Here is a 14784-nt window from a genome sequence, read left to right as displayed (position 1 = left end):
CGGGATTAGTGAACGCTTATCTTCATAACAAGAACAAAAAGGAGTTTAGTATGAAATCATTTCTTCAACATCAATTACATATCAATCTTCTGATTTACCTTGTAAAATGGACGTTATTAGGTGGAATTGTCGGAATTCTTGCGGGGTCCGCTTCTGCTTTCTTTTTAGTAAGTTTGGAGTGGGCAGCTGCTACACGTGAGACGTACACGTGGTTTTTATTTTTGCTTCCATTTGGCGGAATGTTTGTAAGTTTTCTTTATTGGAAGTACGGCTTAAATGCTGCAAAAGGAAACAACCTGCTTATCGAACAAGCGCATGGAGCAAGTGAAAGTATACCTTTTCGAATGGCTCCACTTGTACTGTTTGGCACGATTGTAACGCATCTATTTGGTGGGTCGGCAGGTCGTGAAGGAACAGCCGTGCAAATGGGTGGCGCATTTTCAGAGCTTGTCGGGAAGGTATTCAAGCTTGATTCCTTTGACCGTAAAATCATCATCATTTGCGGGATTAGTAGTGGATTTGCTTCTGTGTTTGGGACGCCACTTGCAGGTACGGTTTTTGGTTTAGAAGTATTGGCACTTGGTCTTATTCGTCATGAAGCGCTCTTCCCTGCTTTTATTGCGGCATTTGTAGGCGATTATGTGACGACCGCTTGGGGAGTGCATCATCACCATTATGATATCGGAATTATTCCAGGTGTATCGACGTTACTTCTAGCTAAAATTGTATTTGCGGCCATGTTATTCGGCTTAACCGCTATGCTTTTTTCTCAGTTGACTCATCATCTTAAAAAGCAGTTTACAAAACTTATGCCAAACCCAATGATTAAAAGCTTCGTAGGTGGACTCATCATTATTACACTTGTGTACATCGTTGGCACACGTAAATATATAGGATTAGGAATTCCACTCATTGATGACGCATTCACTGGAGATGTTTCACCGTTTACCTTCATTACGAAACTACTGTTTACATCGCTTACGCTCGGTGCAGGTTATCAAGGCGGTGAAGTGACACCGTTGTTTGTGATTGGCTCCACACTTGGTAGCTCACTCGGTGAATTTCTTAACGTCTCCATTCCGTTTTTAGCCGCATTAGGGTTTATTGGTGTCTTTTGCGGCGCAACGAACACACCGATTGCGTGCTTCATTATGGGCATTGAACTCTTTGGCGCAGAAGCGAGCATTTATTTATTTTTAGTTTGTACGATTAGCTATTTGTTTTCTGGCCATACAGGTATTTACACCTCACAAAAAGTAGCTGTCACAAAAAGCCGAATTGTAAAAGCGAATGAAGAAGACACATTGAGTACGATGAAACAAACGAACAAACAACTAGAAAGCTAAAAAAGTAGGCTGTTCCGTAAATGGGGCAGCCTACTTCTTTAGCCAATCCGTTTTTAAAAGCGAATAACTAACCGCATCATGTGACACACCATCTTGCATCATGTATTCTCGCAAAATCCCTTCTCGTTGAAATCCTTTTGTCAGAAGGAGTTGGTGTGAAGCTTCGTTTTCAACAAACACAACCGCCCCAATTCGGTTGAGTTGCCATTGTTGAAAGCCAAATTCAAGAGCGGCGTCTAACGCTTCAGACGCATACCCTTGTCCCCAATAATCAGGGTGTAGTTCGTAACCAATTTCTGCTCGTTTATGTAGATTGCTTTTTAAATGAAAACCAATCGTGCCCACCAGCTTTTGTGTTCCCTTTATCGTGATTCCCCAGCGAATGCCTTTTTCATCACGTGTTACTTGTTGAAAATGAGCGATGAGGTTTTCAGCTTGATAAATGCCTGTGAAGGTACTCATTCCATAAAAGCGCGTCACCTGATCGTTTGAAAAATACTCATACAACTCATCTACATCATCAAGCGTGAGTTCACGAAAATGAAGCCGCTTTGTTTCAATTGTTGAGAAGGTCATGTGCTAGTTCTCCTTCCGAAACCGATTACCTGTGTTGGAGTAAACGAGCGTGAACACAATAATGCCTGTAAACAACACCATACCGATCATAAACAAGAGTTGGTTGTGAAACACGTCACTTAATCCCCACAAAAAGATACTCACGCAAATGCCAAGCATCACTTTTCCCATAAACTTGCAGAGCGCGACTTCATCGTACTTCGCTTTTTCTTCTGCAGACTTTGTATTGTACCCAGCAATTAAGAAAGCACCTTTTCCTCTTAGTAACATAATTGCAAACACTAAAAATGGAATGAGTATGATGAAATTCGTGATAGCACCAGCCACAGCTATCCCCTCCTTCTTGAAATCGTTTTCTTCTACTATGTACTACGGTTAGTGAGACCGATAAGTTTCACAATATGCACAAAAAAATCTCTTCCTCATCAATCCGTAGAGTGAATGAGAAAGAGATGTGTATCGTTAAACACCTGGTCTGTCCGACGAGTTGTTTGGTGGAAGACTAGCTTCATCCATTTCATTCTTCACATGGTTTTCATCATGTTTTTTTAAGCTTGGTGACCACTGAAAGGCTTTCACCAACAACCATCCACCTGCCGCTAAAAGAACAACACCTAGTATAAGATCAAGCATCCGAATTCCTCCTTTGAAAGACGTTAGCTTTTATATAGGTTATGCTCCTTTACATATTCATAGCACGTGTCAGGCAACAAATAGCGCGGCTCACCACCAAGTGCGAGCTCATCACGAATGTACGTAGAGCTAATTTCCATTGCTAGTCCTTTATCAATGAGTTGGAATGTGCCGTAATCATTGTTGCGTAAAATCGGTGATTGACTAATCGCTTTTAGCATATCAATGCCGTTTCGGGCCATCACGATGAATTTGTTTTCTTTCACTAACTCTTCTGCGTATGCCCACTTCTGGTTGCCGATGTCAACAAGTAAGTCCGCCCCCATAATAAAATAAATCTCGTCCAGTGGATACGCTTCTTTAAAATGCTTCAACGTTTCGTAGGTTGATAGCTTCCACGCTTCTTGCTTCATTTCATAATCATCAGCCACGAACGTATCGTTTCCTTCGATTGCTACTTGCACCATCTTCCAGCGATGCTCATCGGTTGTATGAAGTCGTTTATCTTTTCGCTTGCTTGAACACGGTAAAAAAATGACTTGATCTAATCGGCAACGGTGTGCAACCGTACTTGCCGTCCAAAGATGTACGTTTGTGATTGGATCAAATGATGATCCATAAATTCCGATTTTCCCCATCGTCATCCCCCTTGTTTTATCGCGACATCTGTTTCACTTTTTCTTTCACTTCTGCAATTCGCTTCATTTTATTATCCCAACATGCTTGACTTAAATCGACCGGGTACTCTTCTGGCATCATCGGTCGCTTATACTCATCCCACAGTAACTCTAAGTTTTGTTTCGCAAATGCTTGAATGTCTATCAGTGCTGGTTGGTCGTATATACATCGACCGTTTTCAAAAATCGGATGCAACAACGCACGTGCTTCAAAGTTCGTCACAAATTTACTAATGAACGTATGAACAGGATGGAACATCTTTAATCGCTCTTCTTGCTGCGGATTTTCATCGTGAAGCGTAATGTAATCTCCTTCTGATTTACCGTTCACTGTATTCACAATGCGATACACATTTTTGCGACCTGGCGTGGACACCTTTTCAGGATTCGCACTAATTTTAATACGATCCATCATGTCACCGTGTTCATTTTCAATGGCCACAAGTTTATAAACGGCTCCAAGCGCTGGTTGATCGTACGCTGTAATAAGTTTCGTTCCGATCCCCCAACTATCAATTTTCGCACCTTGCGCTTTTAAGTTGATGATCGTTTGTTCATCTAAGTCGTTTGACGCAATGATTTTCGTATCTGTGAACCCCGCTTCATCAAGCATTTTGCGTGCTTCTTTTGATAAATACGCCAAGTCTCCGCTATCAAGGCGAATGCCTTTAAATTGAATGTGATCACCCATTTCTTTTGCGACTTTAATCGCATTTGGAACTCCTGACTTTAACGTATCATACGTGTCGACTAAAAAGACGCACTCTTTATGACATTGTGCATACTTTTTAAACGCCGTGTATTCATCTCCATATGCTTGCACCATGGAATGCGCGTGAGTTCCGGCAATCGGAATACCAAACTTCTTTCCTGCACGTACATTTGATGTGGCACTAAATCCTCCAATGAACGCCGCTCTCGTTCCCCAAATAGCCGCGTCTAACTCGTGAGCACGGCGCGTACCAAACTCCATCGCCACTTGATCACCAATGACTTGTTTAATTCGTGATGCCTTAGTTGCGATTAACGTTTGATAATTAATGATATTTAAAATCGCTGTTTCAATGAGCTGCGCTTCTACAAGCGGTGCTTCAACTTGTAAAATCGGTTCATTCGCAAACACAAGCTCTCCTTCTTTCATCGAGCGAATGTTTCCCGTAAAACGAATCTCTTTTAAAAAGGCAAGATACTCATCTCTATAGCCTTGTTCACGTAAATACGCAAGGTCATCGTCTGTGAACCGAAACTCTTTTAAGTATTCAATGACGTGCTGTAATCCTGCAAAAACACCGTATCCATTGTTAAATGGTAACTTTCGAAATGAAACATCAAATACCGCTTTTCGGTTGTGAAAGCCATCATTCCAGTACGTTTCTGCCATATTAATTTGATACAAATCGGTGTGTAATGTTAAGCTATCCCCGTTCATCGTAAACCCTCCGTTTTTCTCCAAAGCTGTTCGTTATTTAACAGTTGCACCCATGCACGCCTCAAAATGTGTTAACGCCCATTCATGTCCTGCTTGATTAAAGCTCGCAACTGCATCTTTGTACACGACGATCTTAAACCCTTTGTTGTAAGCATCAACTGCCGTATGAAGCACACAAATGTCGGTACAAACGCCCACTAAGTGAACCTCTGTAATGCCTCGTTCACGTAATTTAATGTCTAAATTAGTTCCTGCGAATGCCGAGTATCTTGTTTTGTCCATCCAATAGACGTTCGCACGTTCCTTTGATTGTTCATAAATCGCTTGCATGCTCCCGTACAAGTGACGTCCTTTTGTATGTTGAATGTTGTGCGGTGGAAATAATGTTGTTTCTGGATGATACGCATCCTTTTCATTGTGAAGATCAATCGCAAACACAACATACTCGTCATTTTCAATAAATTGCTTCGTAATCTCCGCTACGTTTGCTTCAATTTCTTGCCCTGGCGCACCGCAAGTGAGTGCTCCATCTTGTGCGACAAAATCATTCGTATAATCAATATGAATCAATGCTTTTTTCATTGTTTTTTCCTCCCATATCCCTTTTTAACTTGTCATTCTTTCACACATGGAGTCACGACAATCAATCTCTTCTTGACATCATGAAACCATCTTCACATCTTAATAACGCGCTGTATAGATTGGTTTAATCACATTCATTTCAACAAATTGATAGAGCTGTGTTGGAATCTTAGATGTACGTTGTGTTTTTTGTCCTTCAACCACTTGGATAAAAGGCAACGTTTTAATTTTTCGAGCAAAGGCTTGATCACTTGCGATAGCCGGATCATTCGTGACCGTGAGAAGTACGGCTTGAAGTTCTGAATAGGTGAATGTTTCTGGTAAAAATTGCTTCGCCACCGTCGTTTGTAATAAGTCGTTTGTAATGCGATCAATAGCTGCTTGAATAATGTCTGCATGATCAAACGCTATGTTCAGTGTGTTTATTTCCTCTAGTGAAAACAACTCGACTTCTGCCGCATCATCATTTGCTTGTCGTTTTGTTAACAATCGTTCAGGAACAATCGCATAATGCGCACTCGAGATAATCCATCCACGCGGATCTCTCCCTGGTTTGTCATATACCCCAAAATGGGTTAGATGAATGCCTTTTACACCTGTTTCTTCTTCTAGTTCACGCTGAGCTGCTTCAAAAGCAGATTCATTCTCTTGCACAAATCCGCCAGGTAATGCCCATTTGTTTGCTTCAATGTTCACGTCTCCTTCTGCATTATGCGAAGAGCGTTTAATGAGCATGAGTTTCAGCGTCATCTTTGGTGGCTTGTATTCCATTACTTTTTCAGAGACAATGGTAAACACCGCGATATCAGAGGTGTAGCCGTCTGGTGTTCTGTATTTCGATACGTTGTATTGTGTTAATGCTTCTTCGTTCGACACGATGCCGCCTCCTTTTAATTAACATTATGTTAATTGTTAATTATATTATATCCATTTTTCCAAAAATGTCTACAAAAATAACTTACTTTTTTTAATTCAAGTAAAAATACAGATGAAAGGTGGGGAAATTGTGCTAACTTATGTCCCCACCCCTTTATCTTAAAAGACATGTACCATCAACTCTTCATCAATACTCGTAAACTACGACTCTAGACCGAGAAGGTTTTACAGCTTCCACTTCTATTGAATACGTTTAAAAGTCATTATACTTTGGGTATGGAAAAGAAAATGGAGTGACAAACATGATGACAGTATTAAATGAATTAGGTACTTTAGGTGTCTTTCTTTCATTATTTATAGAAGGTAGTGCACTCCCTTTTTAGCAGGCATGACAAAAATGAAGTTGCTTCCTTATACGTTCCTAACGATGATCGGCATCGCACCGACAACGTTTTTCTTTTTAACCGTTGGGCAGTTTTATGGCGGAAGCAAGCAAGACATTATTCAGATTATTGAACAATCACAGTGGATGGTCGTTATGATTATTGTTATTGCAGCTATTCTCTACTTATGGAAAAAACGACGCGTGGCTTGTCATTGAGGCCAACGCGTCGTTTTTTATTAAAAAGTTATAGAAGCTTTAGCTTCCTGCCCTCCTCCTTCAAAAGTCTGAGTCTTTTTCCTACTCATTGGGGAAGGTACAACGAATAAGCATGTGCTATCATGACAGTAATGGAAGAAAGAAAAAGGAGGAACTTTTTATGATTCAAGGATTATATGAAGCACATTTACCGGTTCGGAATTTAAAACAATCAATTGAGTTTTACAAAAAACTAGAGTTAGAAATAGCGTTTCAAAATGACCAAGCGGCATTTTTCTGGATTGTGAAAGGGCAAAGCTGGATTGTGCTGTGGGAAACAGACTTTGTTGATACACCGTATCACCCATCTGTCCGTCATTTAGCACTTCAAGTGGAACTAGAAGATATCAAGAACGCTAAGCAGTGGTTAGCAGAACGGAACATTCGCGTGGTCGAAACATTTGGCTTTCCACCAGAGAAACAGCCACTCGTGCTACCGAACAACCCTCAAGCGCACGCAGCCATTTACTTTGAAGACCTTGATGGCAACGTACTAGAATTCATCGCACCGCTTCGACTAGATGTGAAAGAAGACTTTCCGATGATGTCGTTAGAGGAGTGGGAAAAGCGTAAGAAGTAAGATGAACAAACGGGGCAAAAAACATCCCTGTTTGACTCAGTCCGCAACCACCCTTGCCTCGGAATCCAATTATATCAATGGATAGAGAGGTAAGGGTGGTTGCATGTAAACGTAGTTTTTTTTGAATATATTAACTTATGCCCCCTGTTTTATTCTTCTAAACCCCAATCATTGTACGTATATGTTTCATTACGCTTTGATATCAATTTATGTTCTTCACAAAAATCAAGAAGCTTTCTACTCCTTCTATAAATGCTTATGTATCCATTCTTTCTAGGCAAGATACGCTCTTTCCTTCTAAAACGAAAAAAGGCGAGCTCCTTGCGCCTTTTTACTCACCATTCTGCAACTGAAATGTTTCTTCTTGTCCGTTCCATTTCACAGTAATTTTTATCACTTCATCTTCCTTCATTTTCGCTGCTCCTATAGAAGCTCCGCGATGCGTGATGATAATATCGTCGTTTTCATTAGGAGATTCAAAGGTTGTCGTTCCACTTCCCGCTCCAACTGTTGTTTCATACGAATACTCAAGCTCTTTTATCGATTTCTTCTCTTCCTTCATCCCAGTGAATGTCAAAATAAGCTCATCTTCACTTTCATGCTCATACCCCGTACGCCCATTCTTCTCGTTCCATACTTCCGTTCCTTTTACTGAATACTCTCCTGTCCAGTGCTCACTTTCACCTTTCAATGTATACTCGTACGTTGTCGTTTCTTTTTCTAAACAAGCAGTTAACAGTAAGATGGCTATAAACAAGACGAACCACATCATTTTTTTTATGTGAAGCTCCCCCTATCTTTGTGAAAGCACGCTACTTTTTTACGTTTACTTCTCTCACGTACTTTTCCTCTCCTTAATACGTTTTAATCTCCGCCGCCTCCACCGCAGCTTCCTCCACTATCTCCACCGCCCCAACTGCCACCACCATGACAGTCGGAGTTGTTGTCGCTACCGAAAAAGCCCACACTACCTGCAGAGTTATCCGCCCCTTGACTTTTTGAGCGTATTCGTTTTTTTGGAGATGGTGAAATGGTTTCTTTTACAACAATTCCTATCATAATGATAAAAGCAATGATTATAAAACCAGCAAACGTTTCCATATAAACAACTCCCTTCTGTTTTCTTATTAGTATATACGAAGAAAACAAAAAGAAGTTTCAAAAAATTGTCATTTAATTTAGTAATTCACCGGTTGGGTTCGTTGTTTTCTTCATAAACCAACGAAAAAATTGCCGAACAAGGAATAAAACAAGTACATTAATTATCGCTCCTATGTACCATTTCCATCCTGTATACGTAAGAAGATCTGTTGTTTCAGACAAGACGTCATTCATTAAAGCTGTTCCTATGCTAAATAAGATGTAATGCATGACTCTTTTTACACGATGACCTTTTGTTGGATACGTGAACATAAAGAACACAATGAGCCCTGGATACACAAAGTAATGAAAAGAAAAACTCAAATTGGTTGCGTGTGGAAATTCACGAAATGGAAACTTCACAAAGTCAAATGCGACTTGTAAAAACTGAACAAGCCACGTTAATGTTTGACTGAACCAAAAGATGAGCTGGGCTTCTTTTATCTTCTCTCTTGGCACGATGCGAATGAGTAATCCAATGATAAGTGCCAATGCGACAAGAAGAATAATGACTTCTGATTTCATACGGGATCACCATCAATGAACTTATGTTGAAACCAGCGGTAATAAATGTGATTAAGTAATAGGGCAATCGTGACAGAGATAAATGTCCAATACCATTTCCATTCGTCATATTGAACAAGGTTGGTCGTCTGTTCAACGATGACCTCTATCAATGTAAAAGCTCCCACAAAGCCAATTGTATACAACATGATACGCCACCATGACGCTTGCTTCGGATAATAAATACTAAATAAAATAGCGACAACAGGAAATAAAAAGAATTCAAAAGTAAAGCTTGATCGATTAAACTGATTTTCTTTCGGAAAAAGCTGAACGGGGTAATGTATCCACTCCATTTCAACCGCTAATAATCCCGCTGGCCATGTGATAAATTGCAAAAAAATCGCAATGATAACAGCATCTCTTACTTTCTTTCTCGGAACAAACAGAAACAACAACACCACGCTAAACAGCAAAATTACGATTAAAATCCATCGATCAATTATCAACGCTTGGATCACTCCTCATTTATCCTTGTTATAGCGTCTGTTGATTGTGTAAAATTCATTCATTAAACAAAAAGGTGAAAATGTTCACACAATCGTGACATTTTCACCTTTATAAATAGACAGAATTATCTTATTATTTAGATAAATACTTTTAAGAAAGTTGTGAGGACATGAGCCGCAAATTAAAAAAATCATTAAAAGAGCTTGTCAAAGAAAACAAGCAAGCATTATTAAAAGACAAACAAGCGATTGAAAAAATTGAAAAGCGTATTGAAAAAAGGCATGAAGTATAACAAACATGCTTCCCACCTTTGCGGGAAGCATGTTTGTTATGACTGTACATTCACAATTGTACGCCCTTGAATCTCTCCATTTGTAATACGCTCAGCATATTCTGGTACATCTGTTAATGTAATTTCAGTGACCATGGACTCAAGCGCCGGTGCATCGACGGACTGAGCTAACTGTTTCCATGCTTTCACTCGCTTTTCGTATGGAACCATGACTGATTCAATTCCAATCAGCTTCACACCACGTAAAATGAATGGAAATACAGTTGCTGGTAGGTCATTTCCTGCTGCAAGTCCACATGCTGCAACGGTTCCTTCATACTTCGTTTGACTCAATACGTTTGCGAGTGTTTGACTGCCGACTGTATCAATGGCCGCTCCCCATTTTTGCGCATCTAACGGCTTACCTTTTTCCGATAAAAGAGCTCGATCGATGATGTCAGATGCACCAAGCTGACGTAAGTAATCATGAGACGATTCTTTTCCTGTTGACGCGATGACTTTGTAGCCAAGCTTTGCTAACAAATACACCGCAAAGCTTCCAACACCACCAGTTGCTCCTGTAACAAGGACGTCTTCTCCTGTTTTCACCCCTTGCTCTTCTAATGCAACTATGGAAAGTGCTGCCGTAAAGCCCGCTGTTCCGATAATCATCGCGTCTTTTAACGAAAGACCGTCTGGAAGCGGCACAAGCCAATCTGCTTTCACGCGTGCATATTGTGCATAACCACCCCAATAGCGTTCTCCGACTCCCCAACCTGTTAAAATCACTTTATCTCCAGGCTTATAAGAAGCTGAATTCGATTCTTCGACGACACCAGAAAAATCCACACCAGGTACAAATGGAAACTCGCGTACAATTTTCCCTTTTCCTGTTACAGCTAGTCCATCTTTATAGTTCACAGCCGAATAATGAACCTTGACGAGCACCTCTCCTTCAGGTAATTCATTCAATGATAACTGTTTGATTTCTGGTTCCTTATTTAACACAAGTGCTTGAAAGTGACGACTCATCGCAATCTCCCTCTCTTTGTTTAGACTTTATCTCTAGTGTACGACTTGTATGGAAGATGACTCAACTATTAAGTTTGTATTTTAGGATTTTTTACCAAAACAAGTGATTGACATATGGAAGTTTATGCTAAAATAAGCAGCGAAGGAGTGAATATGATGATTGATGAACTAAAGAAACTTGTAAATGACTTAGAAGAAGACGAAGCAAAAAGCTTATTGTTTCACCTACTATACCGAGTGAAAATGTTTAACGATCCTGTTTATCCTAACGATGAGGTTATCAAAAGCTTACAGTATACAACTGAGGGATTTATCTCGATGAAAACGAACACGCCAACACCCATTACTAGTGATGTCGTCCACATCGTATTTGGTGACTCCCCAAAAGGCTCTCTAGGAATTGCGTTAGATGGAAAAGAACCAATCATTTCTCTTCCAACGATTCTTTCTGTTGGCCCGCTTTTTAACTTACACAATCCATCCGGAATCGAGGTGCGCTTTAACTGGTTTGACGAGCACTTTGTAAAAGAAGACCAAGATGAGATTGTTCTGTTTAAAGAGAGCTTCAAACAATCAATCAAAGACATTGAAAGCATTCCTGAAAATCAATCGGTGATGATTTGGATGGGTGAAAATGCACACGAACAAATCGGACTACGACTCGCGGTATATTTGTTAAAAGAAAAAAAGCATTCCATCTATACGATTAACACCAGTTTAGCGTACGAAACATTCGCAGCCAAACCTGACATTCTTTATACCGTTCGTCATATGGGAGAACTTCCTCCAGAGAAATTAGCGCAATTTTATTCAACTAAACAAACCGCGATTCTTTTATCAAAGGAAGAACGTCAATCGCTTGAACAAGATTGGGAACAACTTGCGATGACAGAGCATGTACTTAGGATTTGGCAAGACCGACACATTCGATCTGTCGATTGTCACTTTTATGATAATGTGCTAATCGGTGCAGCTCAATCGTTACACGAAAAGCGACAAAACACTAACTTTATGAAGTCCGCTCGACTCATTGGCGAAGTCATCGGGCATCTCGAGCAATACATCGGAGACGAATTTTTAGAATATCGGTTACGAATGCTGATTGAAAAAGGTGTCTTTGAGATGAAAGGATCACTAAAAGCAATGCGCTATTATGACGTACGATTAAATAGATAAGTGAACGTTGAAAGGTTTGGCTACTAGGTGGACATCGTCGCCTCATTTTCTAAGCTTTTTTACATACTGCGAAAAAAGCCTCTACGTCAAGCAAGCTATAAGGGTGGTAAATGGTGGATCGTGCACATAAAACGCAAAAGAACACGATTACTCGTGCTCGGTTGTTTTCTTTTTCAAGCGATAAACAATAGGTGTTAAAACATTTAACCCACAAATCGCAAGAAACATATACATTTGTGTCGCGTCTCCACCTAAGCCAATTTCATCGACAATAATCGCTTCATAGTAAATTAATTGTACGGCGATGATGATCGATAAAATGGAAATCCAACTAAGTAAAAAGCCATTAAAGTAACGCTCAAATCGTGGCAACAGCACAAGAACAAATAGTACAAACGAAGCAACAAACATGAACATAAAAATCGGTCGCATCAATGTAAACGCACCTAACGTTTCAAATGACTCGTATGTATACACCGTAACCCCTCGTTTCGTTTTAATTTTTCAAAAGAATGATAACAAAAACTTCCCTTATCGTACACTCCAACGATAGTGAACAAAATTGATATCCACGACATTCACACGTCCAACAAACTCGTCCTCTTCGTTTCGAATGAGATGGATAAACAAACGGAGGTTCAAAAGATGATGACGATTCACGAATTAAGTACAAAAGTAGCGTTATTCGAAGATGCCCTACAAGCGTTTTGGGGACAGTGGGGAAGCGATGACAACAAAGCATTTTACGAAGACTGCATGCGACATTCTTGTACCGCTAAAGATGAACTGCCCCGCTTTTATGTTGCGTTAGATCAAGAAAAAATCGTTGGTACATATGCTCTTCTTCGCAATGATTTAAATAGTCGCCAAGATTTATTCCCTTGGTTTGCTTGCTTATATGTGGACCCTGCTTATCGAGGTCAACAACTAGGAGCGACATTGCTGCAGCATGCCCTTAACGAAGCACGACGCAAAGGCTATTCGCAACTCTATTTAACCACCGACCTCGAAAACTATTATGAAAAGTATGGTTGGACACATTCAACAGAAGCAATCGGTTTAAGCGGGAACGTGTTGAAAGTGTATGAAAAGTCTGTATAAACAAAGGGGCTGTTAATATTGACATAGCCCCTTCTTTACTCTGGTGTGCCAACGACGGGATAAGCCAGTAACAGCTCATCTAGTTGCTCTATTAACTCATTCAAATACGATTGATCAGAAGCAAATTCAAACGTTAAAACCGCTCCATATCCTGCGGGGTAGCACGTTTCAGCTGTCCAGTGAATCATACCGGTTTTCGTCATTTCACCTTCAATTTGTATATAGTTATCTAAATTATGAAGTGCAGCTTTTCCTGTTAGCGTATCATTCATTTTCTTTAGTTGAGAGAAAAAGTCTTGTAGTTCATCCGTTCGAAGATACGAATCAAAGTGAGCGACATATCCTGGTATCTCTACTTTTATTCTAGAGTCAACCCAATTCCCATCCCAATAATCCATTGATGTCGGGTAACTCCGATGGATTAAATCAATCTCAATTTTGGCTTCTTCTCCTACTAGTAAACATTTCATCAAGCCAACTCCTTTCCATGTAACCAATGGTTGCACCAGGATGATACACAATCGCATCTGAACCTTCACACGCTTTATGCATATCTTCTTGCCCACCAATGATAAGTTCATTCAACTCATCGTTTTTAAAATTTAAACTTGAGAAAAATTTAAGAGGACCGTTTGCTTCTTTCACGATTCCACTCTCAATAATTTTCGTGACATCTCCACGAAGTTTCGCATATTCAAATCCATACCCTTCAACAAGCTGTTGGTACGATTCAGAAGCAGCAATACGCACGCGATATCCTTTCTTTTTCAACGCAAGTCCTAACGCAATAAAGGGTTGTGTGTCTCCTCTTGTACCTGTTGAAAGCATTGTAATTAACATCTTTGAACTACTCCCACTTAACACTCTTACGAGCTGTTTGAAGTGGGCGATTCCTAAGAACACTAACCTAACGGTTAGTTATTGATTAGGCGATCCCCGTAGTCCCTACGGTTAGAAGTCTTATTGCTTCATTTTTAAGATTTTGTCCTGCGTTAATATCTCGATCATGATGGGTGCCACAAGAAGGACAATCCCATTCACGGAGGTTGAGATTTTTAACGGCTTTGTTTTGGTAGCCACAAATTGAACATAATTGAGAACTTGCAAAGGTTTTAGACACCGTGACTACCTGTTTCCCATACCACTTTGCTTTGTACGCTAACATCGTTCTAAATTGCGACCACGATACTTCACTAATTGCTTTCGCTAACTTATGATTCTTCAACAGATTTGACACTTGCAAATCTTCGATACCGATTACATCGTGGTTTTTGATGATTTCAGTAGAGATTTTTTGCAAGTAGTCTGTTCTTGCATGCGTGATTTTCTCATAGAGACGAGCTACTTTACGTTTTTGCTTTTGATAGTTTTTTGCTTCCTCCAGTTGACAGTTTCGTTTGAATGCTAATTCCTGTCGTCTCGAAAGAACACGCTGCGCTTTGGCTAATGTTTCTTCTAGTTTGCGAAACCATTTAGGATTGCTAAATACTTCACCTGTTGAAAGAATCGCAACATCTTTTNTTTAGACCAACATCCACACCAACAGACGAGCCCGTTTAGCGAGAACAACCGATTGTTTTAGCGATTAAGATTTCTTGTTCCTTATTAGGATAGATCCGAAACTTATAGGCTTTATTGACTAACATGACTTTCACCTCCTCGCGTGTTGAGATATACATATTATACCATATTAGATAGATATTACATTTCA

General features: G+C 40.0%; 22 protein-coding genes and 1 pseudogene. 6 read left to right on the top strand and 17 right to left on the bottom strand.

Annotation, left to right across the window (positions count from 1 at the left end; translation table 11 throughout):
• The first annotated feature begins 50 nt into the window (after nt 1–50).
• Nucleotides 51–1346, top strand: coding sequence for a voltage-gated chloride channel family protein (locus DIS06_RS03175; RefSeq protein WP_110111873.1), 1296 nt, complete (start codon nt 51–53; stop codon nt 1344–1346).
• Nucleotides 1347–1376: 30 nt separating this feature from the next.
• Here DIS06_RS03175 and DIS06_RS03170 read toward each other — a convergent pair whose 3' ends face one another.
• The 7 genes from DIS06_RS03170 to DIS06_RS03145 form a co-directional block, all read right to left on the bottom strand.
• Nucleotides 1377–1922 (bottom strand): GNAT family N-acetyltransferase, encoded by a 546-nt coding sequence (locus tag DIS06_RS03170; RefSeq protein WP_110111819.1) that lies wholly within the window; start codon nt 1920–1922, stop codon nt 1377–1379.
• A 3-nt stretch (nt 1923–1925) separates the two neighbouring features.
• A complete protein-coding gene (locus DIS06_RS03165) occupies nt 1926–2249 on the bottom strand; it encodes a DUF3784 domain-containing protein (protein ID WP_110111818.1) in 324 nt (107 codons plus the stop codon).
• Nucleotides 2250–2384: 135 nt separating this feature from the next.
• Nucleotides 2385–2555: a hypothetical protein gene (locus tag DIS06_RS20045; protein WP_162595857.1), complete on the bottom strand. Its 171-nt coding sequence runs from the start codon at nt 2553–2555 to the stop codon at nt 2385–2387.
• A 23-nt stretch (nt 2556–2578) separates the two neighbouring features.
• Nucleotides 2579–3193 (bottom strand): nicotinate (nicotinamide) nucleotide adenylyltransferase, encoded by a 615-nt coding sequence (gene nadD, locus DIS06_RS03160; protein ID WP_110111817.1) that lies wholly within the window; start codon nt 3191–3193, stop codon nt 2579–2581.
• Nucleotides 3194–3209: 16 nt separating this feature from the next.
• Nucleotides 3210–4661 carry a nicotinate phosphoribosyltransferase gene (locus tag DIS06_RS03155; protein ID WP_110111816.1) on the bottom strand — a complete coding sequence of 484 codons (1452 nt, stop codon included), beginning with the start codon at nt 4659–4661 and terminating at the stop codon, nt 3210–3212.
• 33 nt (nt 4662–4694) lie between these two features.
• Complete coding sequence (locus DIS06_RS03150; protein WP_110111815.1) at nt 4695–5243, bottom strand: cysteine hydrolase family protein; 549 nt, start codon at nt 5241–5243, stop codon at nt 4695–4697.
• A gap of 99 nt (nt 5244–5342) precedes the next feature.
• A complete protein-coding gene (locus DIS06_RS03145) occupies nt 5343–6119 on the bottom strand; it encodes an NUDIX domain-containing protein (protein WP_110111814.1) in 777 nt (258 codons plus the stop codon).
• Nucleotides 6120–6516: 397 nt separating this feature from the next.
• On the opposite strand from DIS06_RS03145, the gene DIS06_RS03140 reads away from it, so the two are divergent.
• Nucleotides 6517–6720 carry a hypothetical protein gene (locus tag DIS06_RS03140; protein ID WP_162595856.1) on the top strand — a complete coding sequence of 68 codons (204 nt, stop codon included), beginning with the start codon at nt 6517–6519 and terminating at the stop codon, nt 6718–6720.
• 160 nt (nt 6721–6880) lie between these two features.
• The gene (locus DIS06_RS03135) at nt 6881–7339 is read left to right on the top strand and encodes a VOC family protein (RefSeq protein WP_110111812.1); all 459 of its coding nucleotides are present in this window, start codon (nt 6881–6883) and stop codon (nt 7337–7339) included.
• A 331-nt stretch (nt 7340–7670) separates the two neighbouring features.
• On the opposite strand, the gene DIS06_RS03130 is transcribed toward DIS06_RS03135, so the two are convergent.
• The 4 genes from DIS06_RS03130 to DIS06_RS03115 all read right to left on the bottom strand — a co-directional run bounded on the left by DIS06_RS03130 (nt 7671) and on the right by DIS06_RS03115 (nt 9492).
• A complete protein-coding gene (locus DIS06_RS03130) occupies nt 7671–8111 on the bottom strand; it encodes a hypothetical protein (protein WP_110111811.1) in 441 nt (146 codons plus the stop codon).
• A 92-nt stretch (nt 8112–8203) separates the two neighbouring features.
• Complete coding sequence (locus DIS06_RS03125) at nt 8204–8440, bottom strand: hypothetical protein (RefSeq protein WP_110111810.1); 237 nt, start codon at nt 8438–8440, stop codon at nt 8204–8206.
• 72 nt (nt 8441–8512) lie between these two features.
• Nucleotides 8513–9004: a CBO0543 family protein gene (locus DIS06_RS03120; protein WP_110111809.1), complete on the bottom strand. Its 492-nt coding sequence runs from the start codon at nt 9002–9004 to the stop codon at nt 8513–8515.
• Entirely contained in the window at nt 9001–9492 is a 492-nt protein-coding gene (locus DIS06_RS03115) for a CBO0543 family protein (RefSeq protein WP_110111808.1), read from the bottom strand. Before DIS06_RS03115 ends, DIS06_RS03120 begins: the two co-directional genes overlap by 4 nt.
• Nucleotides 9493–9662: 170 nt before the next feature.
• Here DIS06_RS03115 and DIS06_RS03110 point away from each other — a divergent pair, with 170 nt between their 5' ends.
• The gene (locus DIS06_RS03110; protein WP_110111807.1) at nt 9663–9785 is read left to right on the top strand and encodes an FbpB family small basic protein; all 123 of its coding nucleotides are present in this window, start codon (nt 9663–9665) and stop codon (nt 9783–9785) included.
• A gap of 36 nt (nt 9786–9821) precedes the next feature.
• Here the strand turns inward: DIS06_RS03110 and acuI are convergent, their stop codons facing one another.
• Entirely contained in the window at nt 9822–10796 is a 975-nt protein-coding gene (gene acuI / locus DIS06_RS03105; protein WP_110111806.1) for an acrylyl-CoA reductase (NADPH), read from the bottom strand.
• Nucleotides 10797–10952: 156 nt separating this feature from the next.
• Between acuI and DIS06_RS03100 the strand changes: the two genes are divergently transcribed.
• The gene (locus tag DIS06_RS03100) at nt 10953–11972 is read left to right on the top strand and encodes a DUF1835 domain-containing protein (RefSeq protein WP_162595855.1); all 1020 of its coding nucleotides are present in this window, start codon (nt 10953–10955) and stop codon (nt 11970–11972) included.
• A 147-nt stretch (nt 11973–12119) separates the two neighbouring features.
• Here DIS06_RS03100 and DIS06_RS03095 read toward each other — a convergent pair whose 3' ends face one another.
• Nucleotides 12120–12449: a hypothetical protein gene (locus DIS06_RS03095; RefSeq protein WP_110111804.1), complete on the bottom strand. Its 330-nt coding sequence runs from the start codon at nt 12447–12449 to the stop codon at nt 12120–12122.
• Between the two features lie 171 nt (nt 12450–12620).
• Here DIS06_RS03095 and DIS06_RS03090 point away from each other — a divergent pair, with 171 nt between their 5' ends.
• Nucleotides 12621–13073, top strand: a complete 453-nt coding sequence (locus DIS06_RS03090; RefSeq protein ID WP_110111872.1) for a GNAT family N-acetyltransferase — start codon at nt 12621–12623, stop codon at nt 13071–13073.
• A gap of 35 nt (nt 13074–13108) precedes the next feature.
• Here DIS06_RS03090 and DIS06_RS03085 read toward each other — a convergent pair whose 3' ends face one another.
• The 4 genes and pseudogenes from DIS06_RS03085 to DIS06_RS20495 all read right to left on the bottom strand — a co-directional run bounded on the left by DIS06_RS03085 (nt 13109) and on the right by DIS06_RS20495 (nt 14719).
• Entirely contained in the window at nt 13109–13543 is a 435-nt protein-coding gene (locus tag DIS06_RS03085; protein ID WP_110111803.1) for a WapI family immunity protein, read from the bottom strand.
• A complete protein-coding gene (locus tag DIS06_RS03080) occupies nt 13506–13913 on the bottom strand; it encodes a glycosyltransferase (protein WP_110111802.1) in 408 nt (135 codons plus the stop codon). Before DIS06_RS03080 ends, DIS06_RS03085 begins: the two co-directional genes overlap by 38 nt.
• Nucleotides 13914–13998: 85 nt before the next feature.
• A pseudogene (locus DIS06_RS03075) lies at nt 13999–14593 on the bottom strand (RNA-guided endonuclease TnpB family protein); the annotation flags it as partial.
• Between the two features lie 36 nt (nt 14594–14629).
• Nucleotides 14630–14719 (bottom strand): helix-turn-helix domain-containing protein, encoded by a 90-nt coding sequence (locus DIS06_RS20495; protein ID WP_239421823.1) that lies wholly within the window; start codon nt 14717–14719, stop codon nt 14630–14632.
• Nucleotides 14720–14784 lie beyond the last annotated feature (65 nt).

Origin of the sequence: Bacillus sp. CGMCC 1.16541 (assembly GCF_003184905.1) — a bacterium.
Classification (GTDB): Bacteria; Bacillota; Bacilli; order Bacillales; family Bacillaceae_H; genus Priestia.
This window is presented reverse-complemented; position numbering and strand designations above follow the sequence as displayed.